Origin of the sequence: Arthrobacter sp. NPDC056691 (assembly GCF_042791415.1) — a bacterium.
Lineage (GTDB): Bacteria > Actinomycetota > Actinomycetes > Actinomycetales > Micrococcaceae > Arthrobacter.
In genome coordinates this window covers 90,095-107,704 of record NZ_JBHTXX010000009.1, presented here as the reverse complement: position 1 = coordinate 107,704, position 17,610 = coordinate 90,095, and the positions used below count along the sequence as shown (strand labels likewise).

At 65.6% G+C, this 17,610-nt stretch carries 14 protein-coding genes; 6 read left to right on the top strand and 8 right to left on the bottom strand.

The window, feature by feature from the left end; all coding sequences use genetic code 11:
- The first annotated feature begins 1 nt into the window (after position 1).
- Both ACFRAU_RS10035 and ACFRAU_RS10030 read left to right on the top strand, forming a co-directional pair.
- Positions 2–745, top strand: a complete 744-nt coding sequence (locus ACFRAU_RS10035; protein ID WP_377999797.1) for a ThuA domain-containing protein — start codon at positions 2–4, stop codon at positions 743–745.
- 167 nt (positions 746–912) lie between these two features.
- Positions 913–2,106, top strand: a complete 1,194-nt coding sequence (locus tag ACFRAU_RS10030; protein WP_377999796.1) for a CynX/NimT family MFS transporter — start codon at positions 913–915, stop codon at positions 2,104–2,106.
- A gap of 211 nt (positions 2,107–2,317) precedes the next feature.
- Here the strand turns inward: ACFRAU_RS10030 and aceB are convergent, their stop codons facing one another.
- A complete protein-coding gene (gene aceB, locus ACFRAU_RS10025; RefSeq protein ID WP_377999795.1) occupies positions 2,318–3,988 on the bottom strand; it encodes a malate synthase A in 1,671 nt (556 codons plus the stop codon).
- Between the two features lie 91 nt (positions 3,989–4,079).
- Positions 4,080–5,423, bottom strand: coding sequence for an isocitrate lyase (gene aceA, locus ACFRAU_RS10020; protein WP_377999794.1), 1,344 nt, complete (start codon positions 5,421–5,423; stop codon positions 4,080–4,082).
- 163 nt (positions 5,424–5,586) lie between these two features.
- Here aceA and ACFRAU_RS10015 point away from each other — a divergent pair, with 163 nt between their 5' ends.
- Positions 5,587–7,101 (top strand): helix-turn-helix domain-containing protein, encoded by a 1,515-nt coding sequence (locus tag ACFRAU_RS10015; RefSeq protein WP_377999793.1) that lies wholly within the window; start codon positions 5,587–5,589, stop codon positions 7,099–7,101.
- Positions 7,102–7,167: 66 nt separating this feature from the next.
- Here the strand turns inward: ACFRAU_RS10015 and ACFRAU_RS10010 are convergent, their stop codons facing one another.
- On the bottom strand, positions 7,168–7,560 hold the full coding sequence (locus ACFRAU_RS10010) for a hypothetical protein (RefSeq protein ID WP_377999792.1): 393 nt from the start codon (positions 7,558–7,560) through the stop codon (positions 7,168–7,170).
- A gap of 339 nt (positions 7,561–7,899) precedes the next feature.
- Here ACFRAU_RS10010 and ACFRAU_RS10005 point away from each other — a divergent pair, with 339 nt between their 5' ends.
- Complete coding sequence (locus tag ACFRAU_RS10005) at positions 7,900–9,648, top strand: pyruvate dehydrogenase (RefSeq protein WP_377999791.1); 1,749 nt, start codon at positions 7,900–7,902, stop codon at positions 9,646–9,648.
- A 116-nt stretch (positions 9,649–9,764) separates the two neighbouring features.
- Here ACFRAU_RS10005 and ACFRAU_RS10000 read toward each other — a convergent pair whose 3' ends face one another.
- Positions 9,765–10,121, bottom strand: a complete 357-nt coding sequence (locus tag ACFRAU_RS10000; protein WP_377999790.1) for an iron chaperone — start codon at positions 10,119–10,121, stop codon at positions 9,765–9,767.
- Between the two features lie 224 nt (positions 10,122–10,345).
- Here ACFRAU_RS10000 and ACFRAU_RS09995 point away from each other — a divergent pair, with 224 nt between their 5' ends.
- Positions 10,346–11,602: a serpin family protein gene (locus ACFRAU_RS09995; protein WP_377999789.1), complete on the top strand. Its 1,257-nt coding sequence runs from the start codon at positions 10,346–10,348 to the stop codon at positions 11,600–11,602.
- Positions 11,603–11,709: 107 nt separating this feature from the next.
- On the opposite strand, the gene ACFRAU_RS09990 is transcribed toward ACFRAU_RS09995, so the two are convergent.
- On the bottom strand, positions 11,710–12,591 hold the full coding sequence (locus ACFRAU_RS09990) for a hydroxymethylpyrimidine/phosphomethylpyrimidine kinase (protein WP_377999788.1): 882 nt from the start codon (positions 12,589–12,591) through the stop codon (positions 11,710–11,712).
- A gap of 159 nt (positions 12,592–12,750) precedes the next feature.
- Here ACFRAU_RS09990 and ACFRAU_RS09985 point away from each other — a divergent pair, with 159 nt between their 5' ends.
- Positions 12,751–14,157 carry an MFS transporter gene (locus ACFRAU_RS09985; RefSeq protein WP_377999787.1) on the top strand — a complete coding sequence of 469 codons (1,407 nt, stop codon included), beginning with the start codon at positions 12,751–12,753 and terminating at the stop codon, positions 14,155–14,157.
- A 230-nt stretch (positions 14,158–14,387) separates the two neighbouring features.
- Here ACFRAU_RS09985 and ACFRAU_RS09980 read toward each other — a convergent pair whose 3' ends face one another.
- The 3 genes from ACFRAU_RS09980 to ACFRAU_RS09970 form a co-directional block, all read right to left on the bottom strand.
- Positions 14,388–15,353 (bottom strand): hypothetical protein, encoded by a 966-nt coding sequence (locus tag ACFRAU_RS09980; RefSeq protein WP_377999786.1) that lies wholly within the window; start codon positions 15,351–15,353, stop codon positions 14,388–14,390.
- 158 nt (positions 15,354–15,511) lie between these two features.
- A complete protein-coding gene (gene tgt / locus ACFRAU_RS09975) occupies positions 15,512–16,816 on the bottom strand; it encodes a tRNA guanosine(34) transglycosylase Tgt (RefSeq protein ID WP_377999785.1) in 1,305 nt (434 codons plus the stop codon).
- A 33-nt stretch (positions 16,817–16,849) separates the two neighbouring features.
- Positions 16,850–17,575 carry an SRPBCC domain-containing protein gene (locus ACFRAU_RS09970; protein ID WP_377994490.1) on the bottom strand — a complete coding sequence of 242 codons (726 nt, stop codon included), beginning with the start codon at positions 17,573–17,575 and terminating at the stop codon, positions 16,850–16,852.
- Between the last annotated feature and the right edge of the window lie 35 nt (positions 17,576–17,610).

Sequence of the window (17,610 nt, the reverse complement as noted above, 5' to 3'; positions counted from 1 at the left end):
CATGACCGAAAAACTCAACATCCTGGTCTGGAACGAAGGCGTCCATGAGGCGAACAACCAGCCGGAGACCATGGCCGGGATGTACCCCACCGGCATTCACGGCGCCGTCGCGGACGGACTGAGGGGCTTCTACCCGGAGTCCGGCATCACCACGGCCACGCTGGCGGATCCGGAACACGGGCTCTCTGAGGAAACCCTCGCCGCCACCGACGTGCTCCTCTGGTGGGGGCACGTGGCCCACGGCGATGTCAGCGACGAGGTGGTGGAAAGGGTACAGCGCCACGTCCTGGGCGGGATGGGCCTGATCGTCCTGCACTCCGGGCACTTCGCCAAGATCTTCACCAAACTGCTGGGCACGACGTGCTCGCTGAAGTGGCGGAACGAGGGCGAACGGGAACTCGTGTGGACTGTGAAGCCCTCGCACCCGATTGCGGCCGGCGTCGAAAGCCCCATCGTGATCCCGAAGCAGGAGATGTACGGCGAGCTCTTCGACATCCCCGAGCCGGACGACCTCATCTTCATCAGCTCCTTCGAGGGCGGCGAGGTGTTCCGCTCCGGCGTGACCTTCACGCGCGGGAAGGGCCGGATCTTCTACTTCAGCCCGGGCGACCAGGAATACCCCGTGTACCACCAGCCGCAGATCCAGCAGGTGATCGCCAACGGTGTGGGCTGGGTGGCGCAGCCGGGCCGGTTCCGAGAGGCGCCGGGCGTCAGCAACGCTCCCCGCGACTGGTTCGTGAACTGACCGGCCCTTCCCTCAGCGCGAACGTACACTTGCGGCCCCTTCACTGAGCGCGAACGTACACTTGGGGCCCTGCGGGCGCCGTTTTTCCAACGTTTTAGGCCCCGCGTGATAGCAATGAAGGTGATGAAACCCGTTGCCCGCTTCCAGCAGCCTGAAGTCCGCGCCCTATGAGGGACACGATTGGAACGAGGGTTCCCCGCAGCTGGATCCTGCTCGCGTGCATCGGCCTCATTGCGCTGAACATGCGGGGGCCCTTTGTGGCGGTGGCACCGGTACTGGGCCCTATGCAGCAGGAACTGGGGTTCTCGCCCGTTGAGCTGGGCCTGCTGACCGGGATTCCGGTGCTTTGCTTCTCGCTCGCGGCGCCCCTTGCCTCGCTTGCCGGGCGCCGGCTCGGCGCGGAACTGGCCATCACCCTCACGCTCGCGGGCGTCCTGGCCGGCGTGGCGGTCCGTTCGGCCGGGGGCGGGGCGATGGTGATGGCGGGGACGGTCATCCTGGGCCTGGCCATCACGGTGGGCAACATCGCGGTGCCGCTGATCATCCGCCGGGACTTCTCGCCGCGGCGCCAGGGAACGGCCATGGGCATCTACACTGCTGCCCTGAACGTCGGCTCGTTCGTTACGTCCGTGGTCACGGCGCCGCTGGCCGGGCTGGCCGGCTGGCGGGCTGCCATTGCGGCCTCTGCCGCCTTCGCCATCGCAGCCGTCGGCTTCTGGGTTTTCGCGTCCGGCCGCCGGGCCTTCCTTCCCGCGGCCGAAGACGGTGCGGGCGGCCCGCCGGCAGCGGGCCGCCCGGCGTCGCGCTGGATCACTGTGGGGCTGACGGTCGGTTTCGCTGGCCAGGCCATTTCCTATTACGGCGTGACCGCCTGGCTGCCCACCTTGCTTTCCGATGAGCTCGGCATGACGCCGGCAGCCGCAGGGGCGGGCTCCTCCCTGTTCCAGATCATGGCCATCGCCGGTGGCCTGGGGGTGCCGCTTGTGGCCCGTTTCATGAGTACGACGGCGGTGGCGGTCACCCTGGGTGCCCTGTGGCTGACCGTTCCGCTGGGGCTGCTGTTCGTTCCCCAGCTGTGGTGGCTGTGGTCTTCGCTCGGGGGAGTGGCGCAGGGCGGCGGCATCACGCTCATCTTCATCGCCATCATCAAGCTCGCCCGGGACCAGGCCTCCGCGGGCCGGATGTCGGCGATCGTCCAGGGCGTGGGCTACGGCGTCGCGGCGTTGGCTCCGACCGTGGTGGGCTACGTCCACAGCGCCTCGGGCACCTGGTCCGTCCCCCTCCTGGTGATCCTCGGCTCGGTGCTGGCGTTCTCCATCTCAACGACTCTCTCCGTGCGGAAGGTGCCCCGCCAGCGCTAGGCGCGGTCCCGCCGTCGTACATCCCCTAAACCCCAAGCGCGAACTGGCAGCTAACGCCCTCAAACCTGGGTTTTCGGGTCGTTATCTGCCAGTTCGCGCTTTATAGAAGGTGGCTTCCGCTGCCGGGCTGCCTCCCCGGATTTCGGGGGTGCTGTTGCGAAGGCGTGACAGCCCGGCGGACGGAAATTTGTGCTGGCTCTGGCTGCGGCGCCTAGGCCGCGACGAGCTCGTCCTCGATGGCCTCGGCCGTGGCGTCGATGCCCTCGCGGGCTTCGTGCAGGTACCGGGCGTAGGCGGGAACCGTGAGGAAGCTGGGGAACTTGTCGCTCAGCGTGACCTCCTCGAAGATGTCACGCGCATCGGCAAAGCGGTCGCCGTCGAAGCGCTCCAGCCGGGCGAACTCCTCGTCCAGCATCTCCTCCACCCATTCCCGGCTGATGATTTCGCCGTGGTCCGTGATGGCGCGGGAGTAGATCCACTGCCACAACTGTGAGCGGGAGATTTCCGCGGTGGCGGCGTCCTCCATCAGGTTGTGGATGGCGACTGCGCCGTTGCCGCGCAGCCAGGACTCGATGTAGCGGATGCCCACCTCGATGTTGTTCCGGATGCCCTGCTCGGTGATTGTTCCCTGCGTGGCAGCCACGTTGATGAGTGCGCGGTCGTCCGGGGTAACGTCTTCCCGCAGTCGGTCCAGCTGGTTGGGACGGTCACCGAGGACGCCGTCGAACACCTCGCGGCACACGGGGACCAGGTCCGGGTGTGCCACCCAGGAGCCGTCGAAGCCGTCGGCTGCCTCGCGGGTCTTGTCCGCGCGGACCTTTTCGAAGGCGTTGGCGTTGGCGGCCTCGTCCTTGCGGTTGGGAACGGCGGCGGCCATGCCGCCGATGGCCATGGCGCCGCGCTTGTGGCAGGCGCGCACCAGCTGTTCGGTGTAGGCCCGCATGAACGGAGCGGTCATGGTCACCTGGCCGCGGTCCGGCAGGACGAAACGCGGGCCGCGGGTGCGGAAGTTCTTGATGAGGGAGAAGATGTAGTCCCAGCGGCCGGCGTTCAGGCCGGCGGCGTGGTCCCGCAGCTCAAACAGGATCTCCTCCATCTCGAACGAGGCCGTGATGGTTTCGATCAGAACCGTGGCGCGGATGGTGCCCTGCGAGATGCCGAGCAGGTCCTGGGCCAGGATGAAGATGTCGTTCCAGAGGCGGGCTTCGAGGTGGTTCTCGATCTTGGGCAGGTAGAAGTACGGGCCCTTGCCCTGCGCCAGGAGGCGGCGGGCGTTGTGGAAGAAGTACAGGCCGAAGTCCACGATGCCGCCGGCGATTGGTTCGCCGTTGATCAGCATGTGCTTCTCCGGCAGGTGCCAGCCACGGGGCCGCACCACGATGGTGGGCAGCTCCTCTGCCGGGCGGAGCTTGTAGGCCTTGCCCTCCGGGGAAGTGAAGTCGATCCGGCGCTCCAGCGCGTCCGTGAGGTTCAGCTGGCCCTGGATGACGTTGCGCCACGACGGCGTGGAGGAGTCCTCCATGTCCGCGAGCCACACCTTGGCGCCGGAGTTCAGGGCGTTGATGGTCATCTTCTTATCCACCGGCCCGGTGATCTCGACCCGGCGGTCCTCCAGGCCCGGTGCCGGGGGAGCGACGCGCCAGTGCGGGTCGTTGCGCACGGACTCGGTCTCCCGCAGGAAGCGCGGATCCTGGCCCCTGGCGATGTCCTCCCGCCGCGCCCGCCGGGCCCGCAGCAGTTCCTCGCGCCGCCCGGCGGTTGCCTTGTGCAGCTTTGCAACGAAGGCGAGTGCATCCGGAGTAAGCACCTCGCCCTGCCGGCAGATGGGCTGAGCGGTCAACGTGATCCCGTTGATAGTGAAGTTGTCAGTGAAGCTGTTCATGTCAGATCTCCTTGGAAGCCCCAACTGACTGGCAGTAGATGTCGTTTTGAGGGCTCAAAACGACATCTACTGCGATCTAGTTGGGAAAGTATTAGTGGAACTGGCCTTCTTCTGTGGATCCCACGAGAGCCAATGTGGATGCGTTCGGGTTGAGCGCAGTTGCGATGTCGTCGAAGTAGCCGGTGCCGACTTCGCGCTGGTGCTTGGTTGCGGTGTAGCCGCGGGACTCGGAGGCGAATTCCTTTTCCTGGAGTTCGACGTACGCGCTCATGCCTTCACGGGCGTAGCCGTGGGCGAGGTCGAACATCGAGTAGTTCAGGGCGTGGAAGCCGGCCAGGGTGATGAACTGGAACGTGAAGCCCATGGCGCCGAGTTCGCGCTGGAACTTGGCGATGGTGGCGTCGTCGAGGTGCTTGCGCCAGTTGAACGACGGCGAGCAGTTGTAGGAGAGCATCTGGTCCGGGAACTCGGCCTTGACGGCTTCGGCGAACTTGCGTGCCAGTTCCAGGTCCGGGGTGCCCGTTTCCATCCAGATCAGGTCGGAATACGGGGCGTAGGCCTTGGCCCGGGCGATGCAGGGTTCGATGCCGTTGCGGACCTTGTAGAAGCCTTCCGGGGTGCGGACCGGCTGTCCGCCTTCGCGGAGGATGAATTCCTGGTCGCGTTCGTCGACGTCGGAGGTGATCAGGGTTGCTGCCTCGGCGTCGGTGCGGGCGATGACGACGGACGGGGCGCCGGCGACGTCGGCGGCCAGGCGGGCCGCGTTCAGGGTCCGGACATGCTGCTGGGTGGGGATCAGGACCTTGCCGCCGAGGTGGCCGCATTTCTTCTCGGAGGCGAGCTGGTCCTCCCAGTGAACACCTGAGGCGCCGGCCTGGATCATGGACTTCATGAGCTCGTACGCGTTTAGGGGTCCGCCGAAGCCGGCCTCGGCATCGGCGACGATCGGGACCAGCCAGTCCTCGACGGTCTGGATGCCTTCGGAGAACTCGATCTGGTCGGCGCGGAGCAGTGCGTTGTTGATGCGGCGGACCACGGTGGGAACCGAGTTGGCCGGGTACAGCGACTGGTCCGGGTAGGTGTGGCCGGAGTTGTTGGCGTCCGCGGCTACCTGCCAGCCGGAAAGGTAGATGGCGCGCAGGCCGGCCTTGACCTGCTGCACGGCCTGGTTCCCGGTCAGGGCGCCCAGGGCGTTGGTGTACTTGCCGGTCTTGTGCTCCTCGGTGAGCTGCTTCCACAGCTTCTCGGAGCCGCGCTTGGCCAAGGTGTGCTCTTCGGAGACACGGCCGCGGAGGCGGACGACGTCGGCGGCTGAGTAGTCCCGAGTGACGCCTTCCCAGCGCGGGTTGGCAGCCCACTCGAGCTCCAGTGCGGCGGCCTGTGCTGTTGTGTCCTGGCCGGACGGCTGCTGGGTGGGCTCAAATGCTGCAGTCATCATTGTCTCCTTGTTAGCTCCCGGGCCATTCCGGGGGTTCTGGTTCCGGGCCGGCCGTTCCTGCGCCTTTGCAGGTCCGGCCAGTTTCCGGAGGGGTTTTCCTTCGTGACACCTACTTTTCTGCACTTCCAAAGCGCTTTCTAGAGGAAAAAGCTGGAAAGAAATGCATTTCTTCACGTATTCTTCAGAAATGTCGCCTTCAAGCTGGAACAGGGAAGTTTCGCAGCCGCCGTCGTCCTCGCCGTCGGCGGAACTGGACGTGATTGCGCTGGGCCGCCGGGTGCGCCACCTGCGCAAGCAGGCCGGCCTGACGCTCGATGACCTGAGCGCCGCCGTCGGGACCGCACCGAGCCAGCTGAGCCTCATTGAGAACGGCAAGCGGGAACCAAAACTCGGGCTGCTGCAGCACCTTGCCGGGGCGCTCGGCGTCGGCCTTGACCAGCTGCTGGGGGCCGGGCCGCCCAGCCGCCGGGCGGGCCTGGAAATCGAGCTCGAACGCTACCAGCGCGGACCACTCTATGAGTCACTGAACCTGCCCAAAATCCGCATCAGCTCGCGGTTGCCGATAGATGTGCTGGAGGCCCAGGTGGGGCTGCTGCAGGAGCTCGAACGGAAGATGAACGAGCAGGTGGCAACGCCGGAGGAAGCCCGCCGCGCGAACGGTGAACTGCGGGCCATGATGCGTGAACGCGGCAACTATTTTCCGGAGTACGAGGCCGAGGCGCAGAAGGTTCTCAAGGAGGTGGGTTACACCGCCGGGCCGTTGAGCCAGCACGTGATCGCAGACATCGCAGAGCACCTCGGATTCACCCTCCACCACGTGGGCGACCTGCCGCATTCCACGCGTTCGGTGACCGATTTGAAGAACCGCAAAATTTATCTGACGCAGAGCGAGCGGCAGGACCACGACCCCCGCTCCGTGCTGCTGCAGGCACTGGGCCACTACGTCCTGGGGCATGAAACGCCCCGCAACTACGGCGATTTCCTGGCCCAGCGGGTGGCCACGAACTATTTTGCGGCGGCGCTCCTGCTGCCGGAGCAGGCCACCGTGGAATTTCTGCAAAAAGCCAAGGCAGCGAAGGAGATCGCGGTGGAGGATATCCGCGACGCCTTCGCCGTGTCCTACGAAACGGCCGCCCACCGCTTTACCAACCTGGCCACCAGGCACCTGGGCATCACCACCCACTTCCAGAAGACCCACCAGAGCGGCCTTATCTATAAGGCTTATGAGAACGACGGCGTGAACTTCCCGCAGGACCACACTGGCGCCATCGAGGGGCAGCCGTCCTGCAAGGCCTGGACGTCCCGCGCCGTGTTCGATGTGCCGGACAAGTTCAGCGCCTACAGCCAGTACACCGACACTCCGTCCGGCACGTACTGGTGCACGGCACGCACGGACCGGTCGGCCAGCGGGCAGTTCTCGCTGAGCATCGGGGTTCCGTACCAGCACGTGAAGTGGTTCCGTGGACGCGAGACGACGGCCCGGGCAACGTCCAACTGCCCGGATCCCAACTGCTGCAAGCGCCCGCCGGCCGCGCTGACATCCGAGTGGGCGGGCAATGCCTGGCCCTCGGCCCGCGCCCACTCCCACCTGCTCGCGGCCATGCCCCCAGGCGCCTTCCCGGGCGTGGACGAGACCGAGGTGTACACGTTCCTTCAGGCGCACTCGGGCAGCTGACCCGGACGCGCCTGCAGATCTTGCAGGCTTTCCCTGGACGCTCACAGATCGGCAGGTGCCCGTAGCTCACGCGCTCTTGCGGGAGCCGTGCTGACCACCGTCGGCTCGCGTGCGAGGCCACCCAGCGGAGGAAAATTTTTCGTTGAACATCCCGTGATAGAGGACACCGTGCAAAACCCCAAGGCTTTCCAGAGTGCCGGACCAGCGGCCGGTTTGCCCTAGAAAATGCACGTACTCGTGTAGTGAGCTACTGAAAGAGGCTGAAAATTCGGGATCACGCTCTTCGAGCGAATCCAGCTTTTGAGCGATGAGTGCGGGGTCCATTGCGGTTAGTGCGGCGCCGCCAGAAATGTCGGCGTAAACCGGAAAGAACGCCATCATGTCCGCCAGGACCGGAACGGGGTCTGAAGTTGTCCCGTGCTCCTTGTGCCAAGCCATGAATGCGAGCAGGGAACCCATTTCCTGATCGCGCTGGTGCCACGCACAAGAAACTGGCCTGGGGGCGCGTCTCCCTGCTGCGTGCGTGCCGCGGGAGTTCCGTTTTCTCAGCGGGCGACGGCGTGATTTATTGGCCAAAATCGATCCTCACTGTGGATATCAAGACAGGTGGATTACCTTTCCATCAACGCTACGAGCTGGGACACTGCGACTCCATGGGGTCGCATCCGTATGTGGAAAACGGCCGGCCTCGGTCCACCTCGGATCGCCCCACAGCCGCCAACCCTGAACCCCGCCCCAAGGTGACCGGACTATATTGGCCCTTGTCAGCCACCAATTTGATTGCGGGAGCGTGCACCCATGGCCAAGGAACTTGCCACCCAGCTCATCGAACAGCTCCAGGCTGCCGGCGTCCAACGGATCTACGGAATCGTCGGGGACAGCCTCAACCCGATCGTCGACGCCGTCCGGCAGACCGGCGGCTCGGAGCAAGGCGGGATCGACTGGATCCATGTCCGGCACGAGGAAGCCGCTGCCTTCGCCGCCGCCGCCGAAGCCCAGCTGACCGGAAAGCTTGCCGTGTGCGCCGGCTCCTGCGGCCCCGGCAACCTGCACCTGATCAACGGACTCTACGACGCCAACCGTTCCGGCGCGCCCGTCCTGGCCATCGCCTCGCACATCCCGAGCAAGCAGATCGGCCGCAGCTTCTTCCAGGAAACCCACCCGGACCGGATCTTCAATGAGTGCTCTGTCTATTCGGAGCTCATCAGCACGGCGGAACAGGCGCCGCGCGTGGTGCACAGCGCCATCCAGCACGCCGTCGCTCTGGGCGGGGTCGCCGTCGTCACCCTGCCCGGCGACATTGCCGGTCTGGAGGCGACAGGCGAAACGCCGCTGCCCGCAAAGTTCCGCCCGGCCACGCTCACACCGGCACCGGAAAGCGTCCGGGAGCTCGCCGATGCCATCAACGCGGCCGGCAAGGTGGCCATCTTCGCCGGGGCCGGAACGCAGGGAGCCCACGATGAGGTGGTGGCCCTCGCAGACGTCATCGGCGCCCCGATCGGCCATTCGCTGCGGGGCAAGGACTTCATGCAGTACGACAACCCGTACGACATCGGCATGACAGGACTGCTCGGCTACGGCGCCGCGGCCGAGGGGATCGAGGACGCGGACCTGCTGCTCCTGCTCGGCACCGATTTCCCCTATGACCAGTTCCTCCCCGGCACCCGCACCGCCCAGGTGGACCGCGCCGCCCACAAGCTGGGCCGGCGGACCGACGTCGACATAGCCGTCCACGGCGACGTGCTGCCCACGCTTGCCGCGCTGAAACCGCTGGTCGCCCCGAAGAAGAGCCGCCGCTTCCTGAACCAGATGCTCAAGAAGCACGACCGGCTCATGAACAAGGCCGTGGGCGCCTACACCCGCAAGGTGGAAAAGAAACAGCCGATCCACCCGGAATACGCCGCGTCCCTTCTGGACCAGGTGGCGGCCGAGGACGCCGTATTCACTGCAGACACCGGCATGTGCAACGTGTGGACCGCCCGCTACATCAACCCGCTGGGCACCCGCCGGCTGATCGGATCGTACCTGCACGGCTCCATGGCCAACGCGCTGCCACACGCGATCGGCGCGCAACTGGCGTACCCCGGACGCCAGGTCATTTCGGTGTCGGGCGACGGCGGGCTGTCCATGCTGCTCGGCGAGCTCATCACCGTTGCCGCACACCGGCTGCCGGTCAACGTGGTGGTCTTCAACAACTCCACCCTGGGCATGGTCAAGCTGGAAATGCTGGTGGACGGGCTCCCCGATTTTGGCGTCGACGTGCCGGACGCCAATTATGCGGACGTTGCGAGGGCCCTCGGCTTCCACGCCGTCCGGGTCACGGATCCGGCACGGATCGAAGTGGCATACCGCGAGGCCTTCGTCCATCCGGGGCCGTCGCTGGTGGAGCTCATCACCGATCCGAAGGCCCTGTCGATACCGCCGAAAATCACAGGCTCTCAGGTCCTCGGGTTCGCCACCGCCATGTCGAAGGTGGTCCTGAACCGTGGCGCCGGCGAGGCAGTCAGCATGGCGCGCAGCAACCTCCGGAACATTCCGCGGCGTTAGCGGCCGTTCACCGGCAGGTGCCCCGGCGGAAGGTGCCCACGACGGCCGTCGGGCCCTCCCGCCATCGTCTCTTTCCGTCGTCGTACGCGTTCGACGGCGGCAGGTACCAACGGCGGTTACTGCCCCCGGCGCTCAGCGGCGAGAAGCGCCGCCGTCCGTTCGATGAGGGCGTAGGGGATCGGCTTGCCGAGGGGGAACTTGAGCGTGCCCTTGGCCGCGCGGAAGGGCGCAATGTCCGCACGGTAGGCCTCGTCGCCGGACGGCACGGGGTACACCGAAATATGGTGCGCCCAGCCCGCGAAGTACACCACATACTTGCCGCCGAGCGTGACAGTGGGGATGCCGTAACTGATCATTTCGCCGGAACCCGGCACTGCCCCGCGGCATCTGCGCCGGATCTCCTGTAGGACATCCTGCACTTCGGCGGGAAACTGCCCGATGTACTCGTCAACGCTGTCGAAATGCTGGGCCACGCCGCGCTCCTCCACGATCCATCGGGATGCCTCGAGAATACGCCGCTCTGGGTGAGGGAGCGTTGCCGAAAACGTTGCGGAATGTGAGAGAGCATCGGAAATGTGAGACCAAAACGTCAACAAGCCGTGACCGTGCAGGCATCGATACTGTCAGCGCCCGGTGCTTGACTGTGGACATACGGTGTTCTCCGGACGAACCGAGGACTGCAATGAACAGGATTCGCATGGCCAAAATGGTGGCGGCCTCGGCCGCTGTGGCGCTTGCCACGGCATGTTCGGCGCCGGTGCCGGAAATGTTGAAGGCCGACGGCGTGGAGCGCGTTTCGGTGGACGGAATGGCTTACGCGTCTGAATTCCGTGCTTTCCGGGAGTCCGCTTTTGGCCTGGGTGAGGCGCTGCTGGCCGACGGCGGTAACGGTTCAGGTGGGAACGTGGTGTCCTCGCCCGGAAGCGTGCTGGTTGCCCTGGCGATGCTTCGGGCCGGCGCAACGGGGGAAACTGCTGCCGAGATGGATGCCGTGATGGGTCTTCCGGAAAACGGGCGGGATGAGGCCATGAATGCGCTGCTCGCGTCCCTGGCGAAGTTCGACGGAGACCCAGGTGCCGTGGACGAGGACAAGCCGCCCAGGCATCCCGTTCTGCACACGGCCAACGGATTGTTCGTGGACGACGGCGTCCCCACCGGCGAGGCGTTTCTCAGCACGCTGGCCAGGCACTACGGAACGGGTGTGTATCCCGTGGACTTCGCGAACGCCGCGGCCACGAAGCCTGCCATTGACGCGTGGGTGGACCGGAACACGGGTGGCCGGATCAAGCAGGCGCCGGCGGACTACGACCCCCGGAACACGTTCAGCCTGCTCAATTCCGTGTATTTCGCGGCGGCCTGGCGGGAGCCGTTCGACCCCGTCGACACGTCGAACACCGTGTTCACCAAGGCCGGCGGCGAGCAGGTCATGGTGCCCGCCATGAACAACGTGCTCTTGATGCCATACGCGGAAGGGGCCGGCTGGCGGGGCGTGGACCTCCCGTATGCTGAGGGCTTCGTGATGCGTCTGGTCCTGCCGGACGCCGGAAGTGACGCCATATTCGGGGCTTCACAGCTCGGGGAAATTGCCGATGCGCTGGATGCCGCGCCCCACCAGACGGTGCAGATCCAGCTGCCGCGCTGGGACCACAAAAGCCGCTTCGACCTCCGCGAGGTCCTGGCCTCATTGGGACTGGACAAGATGCTGATCACCAGCCAGGACTTCAACGCCATACAACCGGGACTCCAACTGACCCAGCTTGCCCAGGCCGCAAACATCACGGTGGCCGAAAAGGGAACCGTGGCGGCAGCCGCCACACAATTCAACGGGGCGGTTTCGGGCGCGCCGATGCCTGCCCACGCCATCAATTTCGACCGGCCGTTCCACTACCAGGTGGTGCACGTTGACACCGGCCTGCCGCTCTTCATGGGAACAGTGGCCGACCCCCGCTCCTGACCCCCACCCTTCCTCAGGTCCTGCAACAAGAACCGGAACCCTTCCTCACGCGTTGAGGAAGGGTTCCGGTTTTTGGTGCGGAAGGTGAGGAAGGGTTTCCTACCGGCTTAGCGCGGGCCGCCCTGCCAGAGGGCATCGAACGGCGCGCCGGAGGCCACCCGGTTGCGGATGCCCGCGGTCACGAAGTCCTTCGCAGTCCGCGCAGCCTCCAGCGGCGAGGCACCCTTGGCCAGCTCGGCCGTCACGGCCGCGGCGAGCGAGCAACCGGCTCCGGAGACGGCCACCTCGCCGACCTTCGGCGCGCTCAGGACCTCAAGGGTTTCGCCGTCGTAGAAGACGTCGACGGCATCGGGCCCGGACAGCCGCACGCCGCCCTTGGCCAGGACCGCGGCTCCGCTCAGCTCGTGGATGCGGACAGCCGCAGCCTTGAGGGATTCGACGTCGGTGATCTCCAGCCCGGACAGGGACTCGGCCTCAAAGTGGTTGGGCGTGACGAACGTGGCCAGCGGCAGGATCTGCGACTTGAGTGCCTTGTCCGTGTCCAGCGCGTGGCCCGGCTCCTGGCCCTTGCAGATGAGGACCGGGTCCAGGACAACGTTGCTGAATGATCCCGAGTCCAGCGCGGACGCAACCGTCGAAATGGTGGTCGGACTGCCCAGCATGCCGATCTTCACGGTGTCCAGCACAGAAGGTGCGCCGGAAGCGGCACCGTACGCCGCCGTCGTCGCCTCCAACTGGTCCGCGATGACCTGCTGGTCCACCGGGACAAACCGGTGGTTCCAGCTGTCCTTCGGGTCGAACGAGACGATGCAGGTCAGGTTGGCGATGCCGAAAACCCCCAGTTCCTGGAACGTTTTCAGGTCGGCCTGGGCCCCGGCGCCGCCGGTCGCCTCCGAACCGGCGATGGTCAGGACGACGGCGGGAGCGGCGGTGGTGCCGGAAGCGGCGCCGGACGCCAGGGCAGACGAGTCAAACGCGGTGGAAGTCATGCCCCCATCCTGCCACCGGCCGGGAGACGCCCGCATTGTGCCCATGAACAGATGTGCCCATGAACAGTATGACCAAAACGGGCGGTGGCCCCGGTCGCAGGCACTAAGGTGGCGGGCGGCGTTGCTTACTTGCCGCGCCGAATCCAGGAAGGTTCACTGATGAGCACCCAACTGTCAGAAGCAGCACAAACCCGCCGGGCGGTCGGCAACATCCTCAAAGGCTCCGCCGGCAACCTCGTGGAGTGGTACGACCTCTACGTCTACACAGTCTTCGCGGCGTACTTCCAGTCGCACTTCTTCAGTTCCAAGGACGAGCTGCAGGCCGGCCTCGAGGCGATGGCCGTCTTCTCGACGTCGTTCCTCATGCGCCCCATCGGCAGCTGGTTCTTCGGACGCTACGCCGACCGCAACGGACGCAAGGCCGCCCTGACCCTGAGCGTGACCCTTATGTCCGCGGGCTCGTTCGCGATCGCCATCCTCCCCACCCAGGACGTCATCGGGATCTGGGCCCTGGTCCTGCTGATTCTCATCCGCGTGCTGCAGGGCTTCTCCGTGGGCGGCGAATACGGCACCAGCGCCACCTACATGTCAGAGGCCGCCACCTCCAAGCGCCGCGGGTTCTTCTCCAGTTTCCAGTACGTGACCCTGGTGGGCGGACAGATGCTGGCCCTTCTGGTTCTGGTGGTCCTCCAGAACTCCCTGGGCGACGGCCTGCTGAAGGAGTGGGGCTGGCGCATCCCGTTCGCCGTCGGCGGCGTCGCGGCGCTGGTGGTGCTGTGGCTGCGGCGCTCGATGGAGGAGACCGTTTCCGAGGAGCAGGTCCGGGCCGCCAAGGCTCCTGCCGTGTCCGGCGAGGCCCAGCCCGGTACCCTGCGGCTGCTCTTTACCCGGCACTGGAAGCCGCTGCTGACCTGCATCGGTGTGACCCTGGGCGGCACCGTGGCCTTCTACACCTACACCAACTTCATCCTGAAGTTCATGAACGATACGTCCGGCATCGCGAAGACGGACACGTCCGTGATCAACTTCTGGGCGCTGTTCATCTTCATGCTGCTCCAGCCCGTCTACGGCATCATTTCCGACAAGGTGGGCCGCAAGCCGCTGCTCCTCTGGTTCGGCATCACCGGCGTGCTCTTCACCTGGCCGCTGCTCTCCTCCCTGGCCGGCACCAAGGATCCCTTCACCGCGTTCCTGCTGATGATGGGCGGCCTCCTGATCGTGGGCGGCTACACGTCCATCAACGCCCTCGTGAAGGCCGAGCTCTTCCCGGCCTCCATCCGTGCCCTCGGCGTGGGACTTGGCTACGCCATTGCCAACTCGCTGTTCGGCGGCACGGTTCCGCTGATCGGCGCAGCACTGCAGAAGTCGGACCAGGTGGACCTGTTCTTCACCTACGTCACCATCGCGATCGGCGTGTCCCTGCTGGTGTACATCTTCGCGCTCAAGAACAAGAGGACCAGCCACCTGGACCGCGAGCAGGGCCACGCCTGGTCCAGTACGGCTCCGTCCGGCGCCGCGGCAGGCGCCGTCCGCAAGGATGACGACGACGACTTCGTCAACGCCTGACCTCCAGTTACGCACTGCCTCAGTTACGTATGAATGCGGTAACGCACGACGGCGGGTGGCCGGCACCGCGGTGACCTTTGGGTCCCGGGGGCGGCAGCCCGCCGTCGTCCATTACCAGAGTTGCGCGCACGTGAGTCCGGCACTTCGGGGGCCGGTGATGGTGCTAACCGAGCTACGCGTAGTCCCTGCGGGGTGGCCGCCATTTCGACGGAACCGTGCACGTTCGACGTTCAGCAACGTCTAGCCGGCAGGGATCCGTCGAAACGGGGCGGGGTATCCAACACCCGAAGCAGCCGGTACTTGAACTCCTGTTCCCGGAACAGGTCCTTCCACTCGACGCGGACGAAAATCCACCCCTGCTCCATGAGCGCTTTTTCTCGTCGGCGCTCCTGGTATACGACCTCGCTTGTGGGCCGGTAATCGAAGTACTTTGTCTTACCGTCGAACTCCAGTGCCACCCTTTGTGCAGGCCAGGCAAAGTCCAGCCGATGTTCGCCCAAAGGCGTCCGCACCACGTATTGCAGCTCTGGCGCGGGGATCCTAAGTCTGTGAATGAGTTCCCGGGTCAGGCTCTCTCCGGCAGATTCGGAGCGGGCGTCCACCAACTCCAGAGCCCGGCGCAACGCCATGACGCCGTTACGGCCCGCCAACCTGGTGCAGTAGTCCCGCAGCAGGTGTAGGTCAGCCCCCAGACGCGCGGCGTGGTCCATCAGAATCACGGATTGGCGCACGTTAAACATCAGGCAGCAGTCCACTACAGTCCGCTCCAACGAGGTGCAAGGCAGGTTATTCACAAAGGTCACCTCACGGCTGCTCAGACGCCGGGTATGGGCCACCACGCCGCGCCCGTGCGAAACTCCCGACGGGCAGCCAGCCTGGGTCAGATGGACCATATCGTCGACTCCCCACAGGTGGAGGCTCTGCAGACTGGCACCTGAGGTGTGGCTGTAAACGAAGCCTCCCGCCGACGTCGTGCGTGTGCCATGGGCGTGGGCGTAGATCAGCTGCCGGCGGCGGGCAGAGGAGCTCAGGTCAGTCCACCATTCGCCGCGTGCGTAGCAGCCACGGCGAACCCGGACCAGCGTTCCGCCCTGAACCCGTTTGGCGATCGCCCGCGAGTTCAGCCCGCGCTGCAGGAGTTGCTCGGTGCGCCAGAGGTTCTTGCCTGCGGGCAGCCCGGCTAAAGATTGGTTCATGTTTCCACCATGGCCGTCCTGGAATCGGAGGCCCAGAGACTTTCCCCGCTATGTGGAAACAGCCCGTTTAGACGATTCCGTGCCCGCAAGACGTTCCGCGACGTCTAGTGGGCAGGGAACCGTCGAAACGGTGGGGGCGGGCGGCGCGGCGCGGGACCCTAGGAGTAGTACCGCCCCAGCGTTTCGGCCTTGAACTCGAAGAAGTCGCCGGAGTCGATGGCTAGCCGGGCGTCGTCCACCAGCTTCACCACGAAGCGCTCGTTGTGGATGGAAATGAGCGTGGCGGAGAGCATCTCCTTGGCCTTGAACAGGTGGTGGATGTAGGCCCGCGAATAGTTCAGGCACGCGTAGCAGTCGCAGCCGTCCTGAAGCGGGCCGAAGTCCCGCTTGTACTTCGCGCCGGAGAGGTTGAAGCGGCCATCGGGCGTGTAGAACGCCGAGTTCCGGGCCACGCGCGTGGGGGAGACGCAGTCGAAGGTGTCGGCGCCGTTCTCGATGGCCGTGAAGATGTCGTCCGGCTCCGAGATGCCCAGCAGGTGCCGCGGCTTGTTCTCGGGCAGCTCCTCGTTGCACCAGCGCACGATGGTGCCAAGGTTCTCCTTCTCGAGGGCACCGCCAATCCCGTACCCGTCGAAGGCCATGGCGCCAAGGTCCCGGCAGGCCTTCCGGCGCAGGTCCTCGTACTGGGCGCCCTGGATCACTCCGAACAGGGCCTGGTAGGGCTTTCCCACCCGGGAAGAGGTGAGCCGGAAGTGCTCGTCCAGGCACCGCAAAGCCCAGAGCCGCGTGCGCTCGAGCGACTCCTCCTGGTACCCCCGCGAGTTCTGCAGCGTGGTGAGCTCGTCAAAAGCGAACATGATGTCCGCGCCGATCTGGTGCTGGACCTGCATGGAGATCTCGGGCGAGAAGCGGTGGCGGTCGCCGTTGAGGTGGCTCTTGAACCACACACCGTCGTCATCCACGTGGGCCAGGCGCTCCTTGCCCGGCGCCACCGCATCATCCGGGCCGGAGGAGTCAACCGATTTCATGTCGATGACCTTTTTGAACCCCGAGCCGAGGCTCATCACCTGGAAGCCGCCGGAATCGGTGAAGGTGGGTCCCTGCCAGTTCATGAACGCGCCGAGGCCCCCCGCTTCGTCGAGGATCTCCGGGCCGGGCTGCAGGTACAGATGGTAGGCGTTGGCCAGCAGGGCCTGGGCGCCGAGTTCGGCCATGGACTCGGGGAGAACGGACTTCACCGTGGCTTTGGTCCCGACGGCGATGAAGGCTGGCGTCTGGATCTCGCCGTGCGAGGTGGTGATGGTGCCGGTCCGGCCGAGGAACCCGCCGCCGTTGGCGGCCTCCTGTTCGGGAGTGGGACTGCATGTTTCCGGGAGCCGCTTGGCCACACGGAAGGAGAACTCGGACTGGCGGGCGGCAGGCGCCGGCGCCGAGGGGGAGGGCGGTTCAGGATTGGCTGGCACGGTTCAAGTGTGCCAGCTAACAGTAGCGATCCTTCACTGGATGGGTTCTGATGTGGGGTAGTTCTCAGAGCGCCAGTCGTCCCACAGCGAACGGATGGTTTCCATGCTGCCGGCGCCCAGATCGTACAGCGACAGGATCACTATCGACCCGCCGTCGGGCCTGTGCTCGGGAACCACGGGCTGGTCCGCCACGACCAGCAGGCCGTCGCCGTGCTCCGCGTAGCTGTCCACGGTGAGCCCCGCCTGGTGGTTGGTTTTGTACCAGACCCTGCCCGAGATCTCCTCGCCGGTGCCCAAGGTCAGCGAGTACTGTTCACCAGGGGCAGGGATATCCTTCAGCCCGAGTTTCTCGATCGCGGAGCCACCCGTGCCCGGGACGGAAAAATAGCAGGTCCGGCGCTTTCCGTGCGGGTGCCGTTCAAGCGCAAACCTCAGCTGTTGCAGGAACGTGAGCCAGCCCTGCGTGATGTCCTCATCCCAGGCAGCCCATTCGGAGTTGTGGTCCATCGCGGCGCGCGTGACGCTGACCTCGGTCCCGGTGGGCACCGGCTTCAGCGCGAAGATGTCGCCGCCGTTGACCGTCAGCGTGGTGTGGTCCGGCCCTTCAACCACGTTCTTGCTGAAGTAGATCTCATTAATCTCCGCAGCCAGCTCGTCGGCTTCCCAGCCATGCCATTGCGCGACCTTTGAGGGTTCACGCAGCATCGTCCAAACCTGTGGCGCGTCCGAATTGATCACAACGCTGAGATTGTTCGTCATGGGCTGAATCTACAACTTGGGGCGCAACCCGGGCT

What these genes read in the sequence shown, in the direction of transcription:
- ACFRAU_RS10035 (WP_377999797.1), top strand. Translation starts at nt 2, where the DNA reads ATGACCGAAAAACTCAACATCCTGGTCTGGAACGAAGGCGTCCATGAG.
- ACFRAU_RS10030 (WP_377999796.1), top strand. Translation starts at nt 913, where the DNA reads ATGAGGGACACGATTGGAACGAGGGTTCCCCGCAGCTGGATCCTGCTC.
- aceB (WP_377999795.1), bottom strand. Translation starts at nt 3,988, where the DNA reads ATGAACAGCTTCACTGACAACTTCACTATCAACGGGATCACGTTGACC.
- aceA (WP_377999794.1), bottom strand. Translation starts at nt 5,423, where the DNA reads ATGACTGCAGCATTTGAGCCCACCCAGCAGCCGTCCGGCCAGGACACA.
- ACFRAU_RS10015 (WP_377999793.1), top strand. Translation starts at nt 5,587, where the DNA reads ATGCATTTCTTCACGTATTCTTCAGAAATGTCGCCTTCAAGCTGGAAC.
- ACFRAU_RS10010 (WP_377999792.1), bottom strand. Translation starts at nt 7,560, where the DNA reads ATGGGTTCCCTGCTCGCATTCATGGCTTGGCACAAGGAGCACGGGACA.
- ACFRAU_RS10005 (WP_377999791.1), top strand. Translation starts at nt 7,900, where the DNA reads ATGGCCAAGGAACTTGCCACCCAGCTCATCGAACAGCTCCAGGCTGCC.
- ACFRAU_RS09995 (WP_377999789.1), top strand. Translation starts at nt 10,346, where the DNA reads ATGGCCAAAATGGTGGCGGCCTCGGCCGCTGTGGCGCTTGCCACGGCA.
- ACFRAU_RS09990 (WP_377999788.1), bottom strand. Translation starts at nt 12,591, where the DNA reads ATGACTTCCACCGCGTTTGACTCGTCTGCCCTGGCGTCCGGCGCCGCT.
- ACFRAU_RS09985 (WP_377999787.1), top strand. Translation starts at nt 12,751, where the DNA reads ATGAGCACCCAACTGTCAGAAGCAGCACAAACCCGCCGGGCGGTCGGC.
- ACFRAU_RS09980 (WP_377999786.1), bottom strand. Translation starts at nt 15,353, where the DNA reads ATGAACCAATCTTTAGCCGGGCTGCCCGCAGGCAAGAACCTCTGGCGC.
- ACFRAU_RS09970 (WP_377994490.1), bottom strand. Translation starts at nt 17,575, where the DNA reads ATGACGAACAATCTCAGCGTTGTGATCAATTCGGACGCGCCACAGGTT.